The organism is Amycolatopsis sp. NPDC051373, from assembly GCF_040689465.1.
In the GTDB taxonomy this organism is placed as follows: domain Bacteria; phylum Actinomycetota; class Actinomycetes; order Mycobacteriales; family Pseudonocardiaceae; genus Amycolatopsis.
Genome location: NZ_JBFBAE010000019.1, coordinates 90,645 through 104,934, shown reverse-complemented (window position 1 = coordinate 104,934; position 14,290 = coordinate 90,645). Strand labels below are relative to the sequence as shown.

The window sequence follows — 14,290 nt, the reverse complement described above, 5'->3', positions numbered from 1 at the left end:
CAAAGCTTCTCAAAGCTCTACAAGCCCCGGCCCTGACAGCCGGTCTGCGTGGAGAAACGATTAAGAAGACGAAGAAGTTACGGTTGCGCCGGGACGTGAAATAAGTCAGTGCAGCCCGGTGGGCAGCAATTGGGCCAGACGGCGGACAGCGCGGTGCTGCAACGCCTTGATCGCGCCCTCGTTGCGGTGCATCACCTGGGCCGTCTCCGCGACCGACAGCCCCTGCAGGAATCGCAGCACGATGCACTCGCGCTGGTCCTCGCCCAGCTCGGCGACGCAGCGCAGCAGCTCCGCGCGGGTGGCGCCGGCGATGGCCTGCTGCTCCGGCCCGGCCTGCGCGGCCGGCCCGACGGCCGAAACCGGTGCCGAGCCCGGCTCGCTCACCTCATCGGTCACGACCTCGAGGCGGAAACGGCTGGACTTCACGTGGTCGAGGATCAGGTTGCGGGCGATCGTGACGAACCAGGCGCCGACGTCACGGCCCTGGTAGCTCACCGACGTGATCCGGCGCAGCGCGCGCAGGAACGTCTCACTCGTGACGTCCTCGGCCAGTTCGCGGTCGCCGAGGCGGAACAGCGCGTAGCGGTAGACGACGTCGACGTACCGGTCGTAGAGCTTCCCGAACGCGGAGGAGTCGCCCTCCTGCGCTTCGCGGACGAGGTCCCACGCCTCGATCTTGGCGGCTTCGGCGGGGTCCGGGGCCGGCGCGGCCTCGGTCGCCCGGGTCAGCGGGACGGCGGCGGGGCGCCCGAACGCACGTTCTGCGAACATCACGACGGGGCCGCGGTTCGCGGTGGTCGGCAGGGTCACAGAGCGGCACCTCCTGCGGTCCGAAGGCCGCGCGGGCGGCCTTCGCGATGGGCAGTGCCCCTGTCCCCCACGCGAGCGAGGAGGGGCCGCGCCGCGTGTTCCACGACCGCGTAAACGGCGCAGACCAGCAAGTTCGTCACGGTGACTCCCTTTCTCGCGTCACCCGGCAGTGATCAACGCCACCCGGCGACGCAGTGCAGCATACGTGTAGTTACCGCGAAGTAGGTAGAGGTCCCGCGGTACCGGAGGTGCGACGATCGCGCGGCATCCCCGTTACGGGTGACAAGATGACAAAGGGCTACAGCAGGAAGGGGGCCCGGTGGAGGGTGTCGCGCAGCTGCTCACCAAGGCGGCGGCCAGGTGGGCGGACGAAACGGCCGTCACCGAGACCGGCACGGGGGCCACGCTCACCTGGCGGGAGCTCGACGAGGCGGCCCACGCGCAGGCGCGGCGGCTCGTCGAAGCCGGTGTGGAGCCGGGCGACCGGGTCGTGCTGCGGCTGCCGACGTCGGCGGATTTCGCCGTCGCCCTGTACGGAGTGCTGCGCGCCGGCGCGATCGCAGTGCCGCTCTCTCCGCAGGCGCCCGCGCCGGAGCTGGAGCAGCTGCTGTCGCACTGCGACCCCCGGTTCGTGATCCAGCGGGATGACGTAGACGACACTGAGTTGCCTGACGGCCTCACGGCGTTGTCACCACGCGGCGAGCTCGGGGGAGACCCCGTCGACCTCGGCCGCGGCGGCGAGGACATCGCGGTGATCTCCTACACCTCCGGCACCACCGGCCCGCCGCGCGGCGTGCTGCTCTCGCACCGCGCGCTGCTGGCGAACCTCGATCAGCTCAGCCGCGTCGAGGGCGTGCTGGTGCACGAGGACCGCGTACTCGTGACCATCCCGCTGTTCCACGTCTACGGCCTCGGGCCCGGCCTGCTGCAGGCGACGTCCGTGGGCGCGACGCTCGTGCTCTCGGAGCGCTTCGAGCCGGCGAAGACGCTGGACGACTGCGCCGAGTACCGCGTCACGTCGATCGCCGGCGTGCCGACCATGTACATGGAGTTCGCCGACCTCGGCGCCGAGGAGCTGGCACGCGGGCTCGCGACCGTGCGGATGCTGACCTCGGGCGCCGCGCCGCTGCACCCGCGCGTGCTGACGGCGATCCGCGAGGCCACCAGCCACGACGTCTACGAGGGCTACGGCCTCACCGAATGCGCGCCCGTGGTCACGTCGACGCTGGTCACGGGCTACCCCAAGCCTGGCTCGGTCGGGCGGCCGCTGCCCGGCATCGAGCTGCGGCTGGTGGACAGCGACGGCACCGAGGAGGGCGTGCCGCTCGACGCGGACGACGTCGCCGACGTCTTCGAGTCCGGCGGCGACACCGGCCTGGTGTCGATCCGCGGCGCGAACCTGTTCTCCGGCTACTGGCCCGACGGTGCGCACGGCCCCGACGCCGAGGGCTGGTTCCGCACCGGCGACGTCGGCTACCTCGACCTCGACGGCGACCTGCACCTGGTCGACCGCGCCAACGACCTGATCATCGTCAACGGCTTCAACGTCTACCCCCACGAGGTCGAGGACGTGATCTCGCGGCTGCCGGGCGTGGCGGAGGTCGCCGTGGTCGGGGTCGTCGACGAGCGCAGCGGCGAGGCCGTGAAGGCCGTGGTGGTGCCGGCCGACGGCGCGGCGCTGTCGGAGCAGCAGGTGAGCGACCAGTGCGCGGCGAACCTGGCCGGATACAAGGTGCCGCACCTCGTGGAGTTCGCGGATAACCTGCCGCATTCGGCCACCGGGAAGCTGCGGCGGCTCAAGCTGCGCTGAGTGCGTCCGGCCGGTCCTAGACTGCGGTGGTGCATCAGGTGACGGTGATGACGCGCGCCGGCTGCCACCTCTGCGAGGTGGCCGAGGCCGAGGTCGCGCGGATCTGCGGCGAGCTCGACGTGCCGTGGGAGCTCGCGGACGTCGACAGTGACGCCGAGTGGCGAGCCGAGTACGGCGACCAGGTTCCGGTGATCCTCATCGACGGTGCGGAACACGGGTACTGGCGCGTGGAGGAAGAGCGGTTCCGCCGGGCCCTGACCGGATAGTTCCGCCGGATAGTCCGATGCGGTAATCAAGTCGTAAGGGTTCCTGGCGGTATCGGGGCCTGAGCCCGCCGAAGATGGTGGGGTGAGCGCGTTGAAGGAAGCCCCGCAGGTAGTCAAGCCCCCGGAGCCGCGGCGGCTGTCGTTGCCGATCGCGTCGTTGATCGGGCTGGCGGCCTTGGTCACCGCATTGGGCGTGGGTCATCTCATCGCCGGCTTCGTCGGTTACAACGCGTCGCCGTTCGTGGCCGTCGCCGACTTCGTGATCGCCCACAGCCCGCACGCCGTGGTGGTGTGGGCGGAGCAGACGCTCGGCACGGCGGACAAAACGGTGCTGAAGATCGGCCTCGCCGTGGTGCTGGTGCTGTTCGCGGTGCTGGCCGGGCAGGTTTCGCGCCGGACGCCGCGGGGTGGCCAGATCGTGGTGGTGCTGCTCGGCATCGCCGGTGTCGCGGCCGTGTACGAGCGCACCGACGTCGGGCAGCTCGCGCTGCTGGCGCCCGTGGTGTCGCTGGCGGCTTCGGCGTTCGTGTTCACCTGGCTGCACCACTACGCGCTGCCGCCGGCGTTCGACGACAGCCGTCCGCCGAAGGGACCGACACGACGGCAGGTCCTATCGCGCGGAATCGGCGTCGCGGCGGGCGCGGGGGTCGCGGCTGTCGCCGGGCAGGCGATCTCGGCCACCACAGGCAACGCCGACCAGTCGCGAGCCGCCGTGGGACCGCTCGTCGCCGCGCGCAAGGCCCCGCCGCTTCCGCCGGACGCCGATTTCCAGAAGCTGGGCTCGCCGCCGTTCATCACGCCGAACTCTGACTTCTACCGCATCGACACGGCGTTCGTGGTGCCGCAGGTGCGCACCGACGAGTGGAACCTGAAGATCCACGGCCTCGTCAACCGCGAGGTTTCGTTCTCCTACAACGACATCCGCTCGCGGCCGCTCGTCGAGCGCGAGGTCACGTTGACGTGCGTCTCGAACGAGGTCGGCGGGGATCTGATCTCCACGGCCAAGTTCATCGGCGTGGACCTCGTCGACCTGCTCAATGCGGCCGGCGTGCAACCGGCCGCGGAACAGATGTACGCGACGAGCATCGACGGCTTCACCTGCAGCACCCCCGCCAAGATCGCCCTCGACCCCACGCGCGGCGCCATGCTCGCCATCGGCATGAACGGTGAACCCCTGCCCGTCGAACACGGTTTCCCCGCGCGCATCGTCATCCCCGGCCTCTACGGCTACGTCTCCGCGACGAAGTGGGTCACCAGCCTCGAGTTCGCCAAGTGGGACGACCGCCAGTCCTACTGGCTGCAGCGCGGCTGGGCCGAACAGGCGCCCATCAAGACCGAGTCGCGCATCGACACCGCCAAGGTGACCTCCGGCAAGCTCCGCGTCGCCGGCACGGCGTGGGCCCAGCACATCGGCATCGCAAAGGTCGAGGTGCGCGTGGACCAGGGCCCGTGGCAGCCGACCACCCTGTCGACCGAGGTCAACAAGGACACCTGGCGCATGTGGTGGACCGACCTGGCCGTGCCGCCCGGCAGCCACACCGTGACGGTGCGGGCCACCGACCAGTCGGGCTACACGCAGACGGACCAGGCCGCGGAGCCCGTGCCGGACGGCGCCTCGGGCTGGCACTCGGTGACGGTCAACGCCTGACGCGTGCTCAGCCGAGCCGGGCGTGGGTGAGCAGCTCCCGAGCTGCTCCAGCGCGGGCTCCACGCGGTCGAGATCGAACCGCCCTTCGTCCCAAACGACGACCTCGCCGCCATCGATGCGAAACGGTCGCGGGTGGGCGGTGAGCGACGCCTGCGCTTCGGACGTGAGCACCGTGGCGTCGCCCTCGAACACGAACCGCCGATCGAAGTCGGGATTACCGGTCGTGCTCCCGCCCACGCCCAGCCGTCCCACGACGACACCCGCAACCCCGCGGCGCCGCACAGTGAGCATTGGCGCGCGGGCGACCTTCACCGCGTACACCTGCAGGTACAGCCGCTCGGCGCTGTCGTTGCTGTCGACGTCGAAATGCCCGAGGACCTCGCTGTACTCGAACGCGGTGAACTCGCGCCCGTCGTGACTTCCGCTCACGGCGCGCCAAGCCCGCGGCCGTCGTCTTCGCCCGAAGGGATAACCGTGGCACCGCCCCAGCAACTGGGGAGCCCGTTCCCGGTACGTCCACCCCGCTCGCCCGCCCCGGCGGCGAAGGTCGCGGTCCGCCGCCGGTACCCGCGCAGGTACCAAAGCCCGTAACCGCCGACGACAAGCGCCAGGACGACGTACCGGTACCAGTGCCCGGCCAACGCCCGCCCCACCTCGACGTCGACGCCCGACGGGCTTCAGCCCGGCAGCTACCGAAACAGCTGTTCCGGGTCGACGGCAAGCACCCTCACCGGCCGTGGACCCCATTCAGCAACGGCACCAGCTCGGCCAGATCCGCCACCGCCGGCTCCACCCGCTGGGTGTTGAACCGGCCGCCGTCCCAGGTCTCGGCCATGCCCGCGACCACTCGGAACAGGCGGCCGTGCCGGCGTAGCCACTCCTGCATGGCGGGTGTCACCGGGCCGTAGGTGACCCAGTCCTGGTCGAACGGCTCGTCGCCGGTGCCGGCGCGGTTGAAGCCCAGGTCGCGGGCGAGCCGGCCCAGGGTGTCGCGCGGGGCGGCGTAGACCTCGGACGCGGGGAAGGGCAGACGCACGCCCGTGAGCTGCGTCCAGCGGCGCCGGGCGCGGTTCTGGTGGCCGACGACCTCGCTGTACTCGAAGGACAGCACCTCCAGCTCACGCCGGCGTCCCGCGACGGCGTGCAGGCGCGCCGGCGCCGGCCGTAGCCCTCGAACGGGCGGCCGTAGCAGCGGCCGACGAGGTCGGGCTCGCGTTCGGTGTAGGACCAGCCGCGTTCGGCGGCGAAGGACTGGATGGCGGCGCGGTGGCGCTGGTAGCGCCGGTAATACAGGTAGGCGCCGCCGATGACGACGATCGGTGAGATCGCGTACCAGATCCAGTGGGTGGCCATCAGCCTGAGCAACCTCCGAAACGCGGGCAGGACGCGGATGATCTTGCCCGGCCGGCCTCGGTGCTCGGCGCTGCTCGCCCCGCGGTCACCTGATCGGGGGCAGGTGTGCGTCGCGTCATGTCGATGACCAGTGACTTTGTGCGCGCGTTCACAAGTGGACTACCGTAGAGTGTCGTCCCGCAAAAGCCCGGCATTGAACCGGACGTCAGTCGCGGGGTCAAGAGATGCGACCCAATCTTGAGGAGTGGCCGGCGTGGTGACACAGCGGGGGAGGCGCAGCGGTGCCGAACCGCCCGCTGAACCACCCCGCCGGGCCGCGAAGGGCAACGGCCGCGCCCGGCGGGCGGCGCCCGATGCCGACAACGCGCCCACGGCGGAGATGCCCGCGGTCGACAGTGCCGTCGAGACCGCCGTCCGCGCCAAGCAGATCCCCGAAGCGGCCGTCGCGCGCCTCGCCGTCTACCTCCGGGTCCTCTCCGGCATGGCGGAGCAGGGCGCGACCACCGTCTCCAGCGAAGAGCTCTCCGCGTCCGCGGGGGTGAACTCCGCCAAGCTGCGCAAGGACCTCTCCTACCTCGGCTCGTACGGCACGCGTGGTGTCGGCTACGAGGTGCAGGTGCTGGTCAGCCAGATCGAACGCATCCTCGGCCTCACCCGCCAGCACCGCGTCGCCGTGGTCGGGATCGGTAACCTCGGTCACGCGCTGGCCAACTACGGCGGGTTCCCCGGCCGCGGTTTCCCCGTCGAGGCGCTGTTCGACCTCGACCCCGACCTCGTCGGGGTTCCCGTAGGGGGTCTGCCCGTCTCGCACCTGGACGAAATCCCGCGAGTTTGCTCCGAACGGCAGATTTCCATCGGGATCATCGCCACACCTCCTACCGCTGCGCAGTCCGTGTGCGACAGGCTGGTGGCGGGCGGCGTCCAGTGCATACTGAACTTCGCGCCGGTGGTGCTCCAGGTGCCGGCGCACATCGAGGTCCGCAAGGTCGACCTGGCGGTCGAACTTCAGATCCTCTCGTTCCACGTGGCTCGCCGTGCCGATGACGCCCTGGCAATTCAGGGGAATACCGGGTTACCCGACGCCGGCCTGCCGCTCGACAATGGCAGCAGCGGCAACGGACAGGCAGACGGCGGTCTTGGAATGGTGGTGCGCGGATGAGCGTGTTGGCGGTCGGGCTCTCCCACCGAAGTGCGGAGCTGACCACGCTCGAACGGGCCGCCGTGCCCGCCGAAGAGGTCGCCAAGGTCCTGCACGAACTGCAGCAGGCCGAGAGCGTGAGCGAGGCCATGCTGGTCTCCACATGCAACCGCATCGAGGTCTACGCGGTGGTCGAGACGTTCCACGGCGGCGTCAACGACGTCTCCGACGTGCTCGCCCGCCAGGCCGGCATGGAGCCGGCGGAGCTCTACGACAACCTCTACGTGCACTACGCCGGCGCGGCCGTCGAGCACCTGTTCTCCGTGACCTCGGGTCTCGACTCGATGGTTGTCGGCGAGACGCAGATCCTCGGCCAGATCCGCTCGGCCTACGCCACCGCGCGTGAGGCCGGCACCGTCGGGCGCACGCTGCACGAACTGATCCAGACGACGCTGCGCGTCGGCAAGCGCGTGCACTCCGAGACGGGTCTCGACCAGCTGGGCGCGTCCGTGGTGTCCGAGGCGCTGGCCGCCGCGGGTGATCTCGTGGGCAAGCACGCCCTGATCGTCGGCGCCGGCTCGATGGGCGCGCTGACCGCGTCGCACCTGCGCAAGGCCGGCATCGGCGAGATCACGGTGGCCAACCGCACCGAGGCCAAGGCCGCGCGCCTCGCCGAGAAGACCGCGATCGAGGGCGTGCCCGCGCGCCCCGTGCCGCTGTCCGAGCTGGCCGACGCCGTGGCGAAGGCCGACGTCGTCGTGTCGTGCACCGGCGCGCAGGATGCCGTGTTCCTGCCCGAGCACGTGCCCGCCCGCGCGGGCCGCCCGCTCGTGGTGTGCGACCTGGGCCTGCCGAAGGACGTCGACGCGGCGGTTGCCGACCTCGTCGACGTCACCGTTGTCGACCTCGAGACGATCCAGCGCCGCATGCGCGACGCCGGCGCCCCGACCACCGAACGCCAGACGATCAAGGCCAACGGCATCGTGCTCGACGAGGTGCGCGACTACCTCGCCGGCCAGCGCAGCGCCGAGGTCACGCCCACCGTCACCGCGCTGCGCCGCCGCGCGGCCGAGGTGGTCGACGCGGAGCTGCTACGTCTGGACAACCGCCTCCCGGACCTCGACACGCAGGTCCGCGAAGAAGTCGGCCGCACGGTCCGCCGTGTCGTCGACAAACTGCTGCACGCGCCCACCGTGCGGGTGAAGCAGCTGGCCGCCGAGACGGCCGACACCGACTACGCCAACGCGTTGCGCGAGCTGTTCTGCCTCGACCCGCAGGCCCCCGCGGCTGTGGCGAGCCCCACCGCCGTGCCGCCAGACATCGAGAAGAAGTAAGCAGTGGACAGAGTGATTCGCATCGGGACGCGGGGCAGCAAGCTCGCCGTCGCGCAGACCGAGACCGTGGCCGACAAGATCCGCGCCACTGGCGCCGAGGTCGAGATCGTCACGGTGACCACCCCCGGCGACGTCTCCAGCAAGCCGATCCCGCAGATCGGCGTCGGCGTGTTCACCTCGGCGCTGCGGGAAGCCTTGCTGCGCAAGGAAATCGACGTCATCGTCCACTCGTACAAGGACCTGCCCACGGCGCCGGCGGCCGGCATCGTGCTCGCCGCCGTGCCGCCGCGCGAGGACCCGCGCGACGCGTTGATCGCCCGCGACGGCCTCACGCTGGGTGAGCTTCCGCCCGGTTCGAAGGTGGGCACGGGGGCGCCGCGGCGCACCTCGCAGCTGCTCGCGCTGGGCCTCGGTTTGGAAATCGTGCCGATTCGGGGCAATATCGATACCCGCATGCGCAAGGTGACCGACGGCGAGCTCGATGCCGTGGTGCTCGCGCGTGCCGGACTGGCCCGGATCGGTCTGGTGGGGGCGATCACCGAGACCCTCGACCCGATCCAGATGCTGCCCGCTCCCGCGCAGGGGGCGCTGGCGGTGGAGTGCCGGGCCGAAGACGTGGACGTGGAGCACCTGCTCGCGTCCAGTTTGGACGACGAGGGCACGCGGGCCGCGGTGACGGCCGAGCGTTCCCTGCTGGCCGCGCTCGAGGCGGGGTGCAGCGCACCCGTGGGTGCGCTCGCCGAGATCGTCGAGGACCTCGACTCCGAGGGCGCGGTCGTGGAACGGATCTCGTTGCGCGGCACCGCGGCCGTCGAGGGCGAGAACGGTGCGGTCGACATGCTGCGGGCTTCCGCACTCGCCGACTTCACCGAGGCGGAGCAGCTCGGCCGGACGTTGGCCGCCGAGCTCCTCGACCTCGGTGCCGGCGCACTGCTGTCCGGCCCCGCCCAGTGACGCAACCCGCAGAGCACTCGAACGACCAGCACCCGAACGACCAGCACCACACACCTGCGGCCGATGCCGTACCCGGTCGCCTGACAGGAGAAACGCCAGAGATGACCCCCGCTCGCAAGACCGCTGGGCGCGTCGCCTTCGTGGGCTCGGGCCCCGGTGACGCCGGGCTGCTCACAGTCCGCGCCCAGGAGCTGCTCGCCAAGGCCGAGGTCGTGGTGACCGATCCCGACGTGCCTGCCGCCGTCCTCGCCTTCGCCGCTCCCGGCGCCGAGGTCCGGCCCGCCGTCGGTGAGCCCGCCGACGTGTCGAAGGACCTGACCACCGAGGCCAAGGCCGGGCGGCTCGTGCTGCGCCTGGTCGCCGGCGACCCGCTGACCACCCCCGCCGTGGTGAACGAGGTGCAGGCCGTGGCCCGCACGTCCGCCGTGTTCGAGGTGATCCCGGGCGTTTCCCCCGGCGCCGCGGTGCCGGCCTACGCCGGTGTCGCACTCGGCGGCACCCATACCGAGGTTGACGTCCGCGGCGAGGTCGACTGGGCGGCGCTCGCCGCGCAGCCCGGCCCGCTCGTGCTGCACGCCACCTCGGCGCACCTCGCCGAGGCCGCGAGCCGGCTCACGGAGAAGGGCATGCCGCCGTCCACGCCCGTCGCGGTGACGGCCAACGGCACCATCAACACCCAGCGCACCCTCGACTCCACGCTCAGCACGCTCGGCAACGACGCGGGTGAGCTCGTCGGCCCGCTGATCGTGACCATCGGCCAGGCTGCCGGGCATCGCTCGAAGCTGTCGTGGTGGGAGTCGCGCGCGCTCTACGGCTGGAAGGTCCTGGTGCCGCGCACCAAGGAGCAGGCCGGCGAGATGGCCGACCGGCTGCGCAGCCACGGCGCGACCTCGCACGAGGTGCCCACGATCTCCGTCGAGCCGCCCCGCAGCCCGGCGCAGATGGAGCGCTCGGTGAAGGGCCTCGTCGACGGCCGCTATCAGTGGATCGTCTTCACCTCCACCAACGCGGTGCGCGCGGTGTGGGAGAAGTTCGAGGAGTTCGGCCTCGACGCCCGCGCGTTCTCCGGCGTGAAGATCGCCTGCGTCGGCGCCTCGACGGCCGCCAAGGTCCGCTCGTTCGGCATCATCCCCGAGCTGATCCCGTCGGGCGAGCAGTCGTCCGAGGGTCTGCTCGCCGAGTTCCCGCCGTACGACGACGTGCTCGACCCCGTGGACCGCGTCCTGCTGCCGCGCGCCGACATCGCCACCGAGACCCTGTCGGCCGGCTTGCGCGACCGCGGCTGGGAAATCGACGACGTCACGGCCTACCGCACGGTCCGCGCCGCCCCGCCGCCCGCCGAAACCCGCGAGATGATCAAGACCGGCGGCTTCGACGCGGTCTGCTTCACCTCGTCCTCGACGGTGCGCAACCTGGTCGGCATTGCCGGCAAGCCGCACACGCGCACCCTGGTCGCGTGCATCGGCCCGAAGACCGCGGAAACCGCCGTGGAGTTCGGCTTGCGCGTCGACGTCCAGCCGGAGAAGGCCGACGTGCCACACCTGGTGGACGCCCTGGCGGAGCACGCCGCCCGGCTTCGCGCGGAGGGGGCCCTGCCGCCGCCTCGGAAGGCGAAGCGGGCGCGTCGTAGCTGACGGTTCGTGGTTGCTCAAGGCCCCTTCCTGCTTCGACGGGAAGGGGCCTTGTGTGTATAGTGTGTGTATGGCGAGGGTGAACGTCTATATCCCCGATGACCTGGCTGAACGAGTGAAGGCCGCGGATCTCAACGTGAGTGCCCTCGTTCAGGCAGCGCTTGCGGACGCATTGCAGCGTCAGGCCACCGACGCCTGGCTCGACGCGCTGCCGGCTCCGCGCCGCGCCGTTTCTCACGATGCCGTGCTCTCCGCGCTCGACGGCGCCCGGGCAGAACTGGGCGATGCGGCGGATGCCTGATTCTCCGGTGGAAATCGCGGTTCTCGACGCGTCCGTCCTCGTTGATCTCCTCGCAGGCACCAGCTACGCCGACGCGGCGAAGTCACGCTTGCGCGGCACCGTGTTGCACGCGCCCGCGCACCTGGACGCCGAAGTCCTTTCGGCCCTGGGTCGGTTGCAACGCGCGGGAGAGCTGACCACAGTGGAGGTTGAGGTCGCCCTGGGCGTGCTGACGAACTTTCCGGTCACGCGCCACTCGGTCTTCGAGCTTGCTCCCGGAGCGTGGGCTCGGCGTGCTGATCTCAGGCTGGCCGATGCGCTGTACATCGAGCTGGCCGCGCGGCTGCGTACGGCCGTGCTCACCACTGATCGCCGGCTTGCCCGCGCGAGCGCGCTCGCCGAAGAGATCGCCTGACGCCAGAGCGCGCGAAAAGCCCGGCCTTCTCGTGTCCTGAGTTTCCAGACACCTTGTCAGAACGTGGTTTTTCCCGAGGGCAGCCGAACTGATCGCCTGCGTGCCGGAGTACCGTGAACGGCGTGTTCCCTGAGCATCGACCCCGCAGACTCCGTACCACGCCGGCCATGCGCAGGCTGGTCGGTGAAACGACGCTTCGCCCGCGTCAGCTGATTCTGCCCATGTTCGTGGCCGAGGGCGTGGACGCGCCGCGGCCGATTCAGAGCATGCCGGGGGTTGTGCAGCACACCCGGGACACGCTGCGGAAGGCCGCGGTGGAGGCGGTGAACGCCGGCGTGGGTGGGCTGATGCTGTTCGGTGTGCCGGCCAAGAGGGACGCCGAGGGGTCCGGCGCGGTTGACGAGAACGGCATCCTCAACGTCGCGCTGCGGGACCTGCGCCAGGAGCTCGGGGACGCGACCGTCCTGATGGCCGACACGTGCCTCGATGAGTTCACCGACCACGGCCACTGCGGCGTGCTCGACGCGGACGGCGCCGTGGACAACGACGCGACCCTGCGCGTGTACGCGGAAATGGCCGTGGCGCAGGCGGAAGCGGGCGCGCACGTGCTCGGGCCCAGCGGCATGATGGACGGCCAGGTCGGTGTGATCCGCCGCGCGCTCGACGAGGTGGGCCACAGCGACAAGGCGATTCTCGCCTACTCGGCCAAGTACGCCAGCGCGTTCTACGGCCCGTTCCGTGAGGCCGTCGACTCGCAGCTCAAGGGCGACCGCAAGACCTACCAGCAGGACCTGGGCAACGCGCGAGAAGCGTTGCGCGAGATCGAGCTGGACCTCGGCGAGGGCGCCGACATGATCATGGTCAAGCCGGCACTGTCCTATTTGGACGTCATCAAGGCGGCGGCGGACATCTCGCCGGTTCCGGTGGCGGCGTACAACATCTCCGGCGAGTACGCGATGGTCGAGGCCGCCGCGGCCAACGGCTGGCTCGAGCGCGAGCGCACGATCCTGGAGGTGCTCACGTCGATCCGCCGTGCGGGCGCCGACCTGATCCTCACGTACTGGGCCGCCGAAGCCGCCGCCTGGCTCGACTGAGCCCGCACTGGGCTAGAGTCCACGAGTGGCCGAGAAGGACGACAACACCGCCGAACCCGCGGGGCTGACCAGCGACGACCTCGCGAAGCCGGAGCCCGCGCCGAACGAAGCCGGGCAGGCCGAGCACGTCGAGCAAGCCGAGCCGGCCGGGCCTGGCGGGCACGTCGAAGAGCAGGCGAAAGAGCTCCCGACCGGCTTCCCCAAGGCGCCGCCCGTCGCGTCGTACCCGGGGTACCTGGAGAACACCGAGGAGCCTGCGAAGGCAACGGCTCCCGGACCGGTGCGGGCCGCCTTCATCCTCACGATCGTCGCGTCCGTGGTGCTGCTGATCGGCCAGGTCGTCACGATCTTCTTCAAGCAGCAGCTCGTCGACCAGGCTGTGAAGGCGACTGCACCGGGCCGCAAGCTCGACATGGCGCAGCTCGAGTCCAACGCCACCACGCTCGTGTGGGCGCTGTTCGTCGGCGCGCTGTGCTTCGGCATCATCATGGTGCTGTTCGCCTACAAGGCCCGCGAGGGCACGCGCTCGGCCCGGACCGTGGTCACAATGCTGGCGCTGCTGGGGCTGGTGTTCCAGCTCGGGCTCGTGCGCAGCGTGTTCTCAGTGGTGTCGTCGCTGCTGCTGGTGATCCTGGTGGTGCTGCTGTACCTGCCGAGCACCAGGGACTTCTTCCCCAAGGTCGGCAAGAAGCTGTAATGGACCGCACGCTCTACTCCGAACCCGGTGTCGGCTGGCGCTCGCTGGTCTGGGGGCCGCTGTTCGCGGTGCTCGGCGCGGTGGCGGAGCTGGCGACTGGTGGCCCGGTGCACTGGATTCCGTGGTTGCTGATCGCGGTCGCGCTGTGCGGGCTCACGATCCCGTGGGTCTACGCGCGCCGGCGGTTCCTCTCGCTGGAAGTGACCACGCAGGCGTTGCGCCAGGGCCGCGAAAGCATCGAGGCCAAGCGGATCGCGGACGTCACCGACGTGGGCACCCCCGTCGGCGCGCGGGTGCTCGGCGGTGGCTGGAGCGTGCCGAACAAGTACGACGAGCTGCCCGTGAAGCTCGACGACGGCACGGTCGTGCTCGCGTGGGCCCGTGACGTCGAGGCGCTGAAGGCGGCACTCACCCGGCTCGTCGAGGCGAACGAGGCGAACGAGGCGAAATGACGCAGGGCCCGAAACCTGAGAGGCTTGATCCCGTGATCGACCTTCCCCAGCCGACCGGCGCCGACCTCTGGCCCGGCGATTCGGCCAAGGCGGCGCGGCTCAACCAGCCGTGGCGCGCGTTCGTGGCGCTCGGCGAGCTGGTCGTGGCCGCGGTCGTGCTGTGGCTGGCGTTCCTGCTGTGGCACGCGGGCGTCGTCACGGTCGTCACCACCGCCGGCGACGGCGCGCAGCTGGCTTCGCAGCGGTACTTCGGTGGGCACATCGCGGGGGCGCTCGCGCTCGGCGCGCTGTGCGCCGTGCTCGTGGTGGACGCGGTTCGTCAGCTGCTGCTCGCGGTGAGTGCGCGACACCGTCGCAACAAGCACTGAGTCCGCAACTCGAGGCGCCACATCCACAGCTGGCCCACAG

At 70.7% G+C, this 14,290-nt stretch carries 15 protein-coding genes; 13 read left to right on the top strand and 2 right to left on the bottom strand.

Features of this window, described 5'->3' with window-relative positions; translation table 11 throughout:
* Positions 1-105: 105 nt before the first annotated feature.
* Entirely contained in the window at positions 106-810 is a 705-nt protein-coding gene (locus tag AB0383_RS31470; RefSeq protein WP_366189282.1) for a sigma-70 family RNA polymerase sigma factor, read from the bottom strand.
* Positions 811-1,129: 319 nt separating this feature from the next.
* Here AB0383_RS31470 and AB0383_RS31465 point away from each other — a divergent pair, with 319 nt between their 5' ends.
* The 3 genes from AB0383_RS31465 to AB0383_RS31455 all read left to right on the top strand — a co-directional run bounded on the left by AB0383_RS31465 (position 1,130) and on the right by AB0383_RS31455 (position 4,534).
* Positions 1,130-2,620, top strand: a complete 1,491-nt coding sequence (locus AB0383_RS31465; RefSeq protein ID WP_366189281.1) for an AMP-binding protein — start codon at positions 1,130-1,132, stop codon at positions 2,618-2,620.
* 26 nt (positions 2,621-2,646) lie between these two features.
* The gene (locus tag AB0383_RS31460) at positions 2,647-2,886 is read left to right on the top strand and encodes a glutaredoxin family protein (protein WP_364171556.1); all 240 of its coding nucleotides are present in this window, start codon (positions 2,647-2,649) and stop codon (positions 2,884-2,886) included.
* Between the two features lie 82 nt (positions 2,887-2,968).
* Positions 2,969-4,534 (top strand): molybdopterin-dependent oxidoreductase, encoded by a 1,566-nt coding sequence (locus tag AB0383_RS31455; RefSeq protein WP_364171554.1) that lies wholly within the window; start codon positions 2,969-2,971, stop codon positions 4,532-4,534.
* A gap of 727 nt (positions 4,535-5,261) precedes the next feature.
* On the opposite strand, the gene AB0383_RS31450 is transcribed toward AB0383_RS31455, so the two are convergent.
* Complete coding sequence (locus AB0383_RS31450) at positions 5,262-5,645, bottom strand: hypothetical protein (RefSeq protein ID WP_366189280.1); 384 nt, start codon at positions 5,643-5,645, stop codon at positions 5,262-5,264.
* 495 nt (positions 5,646-6,140) lie between these two features.
* Here AB0383_RS31450 and AB0383_RS31445 point away from each other — a divergent pair, with 495 nt between their 5' ends.
* The 10 genes from AB0383_RS31445 (at position 6,141) to AB0383_RS31400 (ending at position 14,250) form a co-directional block, all read left to right on the top strand.
* Positions 6,141-7,046 carry a redox-sensing transcriptional repressor Rex gene (locus AB0383_RS31445; protein ID WP_364171548.1) on the top strand — a complete coding sequence of 302 codons (906 nt, stop codon included), beginning with the start codon at positions 6,141-6,143 and terminating at the stop codon, positions 7,044-7,046.
* On the top strand, positions 7,043-8,359 hold the full coding sequence (locus AB0383_RS31440) for a glutamyl-tRNA reductase (protein ID WP_364171546.1): 1,317 nt from the start codon (positions 7,043-7,045) through the stop codon (positions 8,357-8,359). Before AB0383_RS31445 ends, AB0383_RS31440 begins: the two co-directional genes overlap by 4 nt.
* Before the next feature lie 3 nt (positions 8,360-8,362).
* Positions 8,363-9,313: a hydroxymethylbilane synthase gene (hemC, locus tag AB0383_RS31435; RefSeq protein WP_220245941.1), complete on the top strand. Its 951-nt coding sequence runs from the start codon at positions 8,363-8,365 to the stop codon at positions 9,311-9,313.
* A gap of 101 nt (positions 9,314-9,414) precedes the next feature.
* Positions 9,415-10,947 (top strand): bifunctional uroporphyrinogen-III C-methyltransferase/uroporphyrinogen-III synthase, encoded by a 1,533-nt coding sequence (locus AB0383_RS31430; RefSeq protein ID WP_220245942.1) that lies wholly within the window; start codon positions 9,415-9,417, stop codon positions 10,945-10,947.
* Positions 10,948-11,014: 67 nt separating this feature from the next.
* Positions 11,015-11,245, top strand: a complete 231-nt coding sequence (locus AB0383_RS31425) for a type II toxin-antitoxin system CcdA family antitoxin (protein WP_364171542.1) — start codon at positions 11,015-11,017, stop codon at positions 11,243-11,245.
* Entirely contained in the window at positions 11,238-11,639 is a 402-nt protein-coding gene (locus tag AB0383_RS31420; protein WP_364171540.1) for a type II toxin-antitoxin system VapC family toxin, read from the top strand. Before AB0383_RS31425 ends, AB0383_RS31420 begins: the two co-directional genes overlap by 8 nt.
* Before the next feature lie 122 nt (positions 11,640-11,761).
* The gene (gene hemB, locus AB0383_RS31415; RefSeq protein ID WP_364171538.1) at positions 11,762-12,733 is read left to right on the top strand and encodes a porphobilinogen synthase; all 972 of its coding nucleotides are present in this window, start codon (positions 11,762-11,764) and stop codon (positions 12,731-12,733) included.
* 25 nt (positions 12,734-12,758) lie between these two features.
* Entirely contained in the window at positions 12,759-13,430 is a 672-nt protein-coding gene (locus AB0383_RS31410) for a hypothetical protein (RefSeq protein WP_364171536.1), read from the top strand.
* The gene (locus AB0383_RS31405; protein ID WP_364171534.1) at positions 13,430-13,882 is read left to right on the top strand and encodes a hypothetical protein; all 453 of its coding nucleotides are present in this window, start codon (positions 13,430-13,432) and stop codon (positions 13,880-13,882) included. Before AB0383_RS31410 ends, AB0383_RS31405 begins: the two co-directional genes overlap by 1 nt.
* A 32-nt stretch (positions 13,883-13,914) precedes the next feature.
* On the top strand, positions 13,915-14,250 hold the full coding sequence (locus AB0383_RS31400) for a hypothetical protein (protein WP_220245946.1): 336 nt from the start codon (positions 13,915-13,917) through the stop codon (positions 14,248-14,250).
* Positions 14,251-14,290 lie beyond the last annotated feature (40 nt).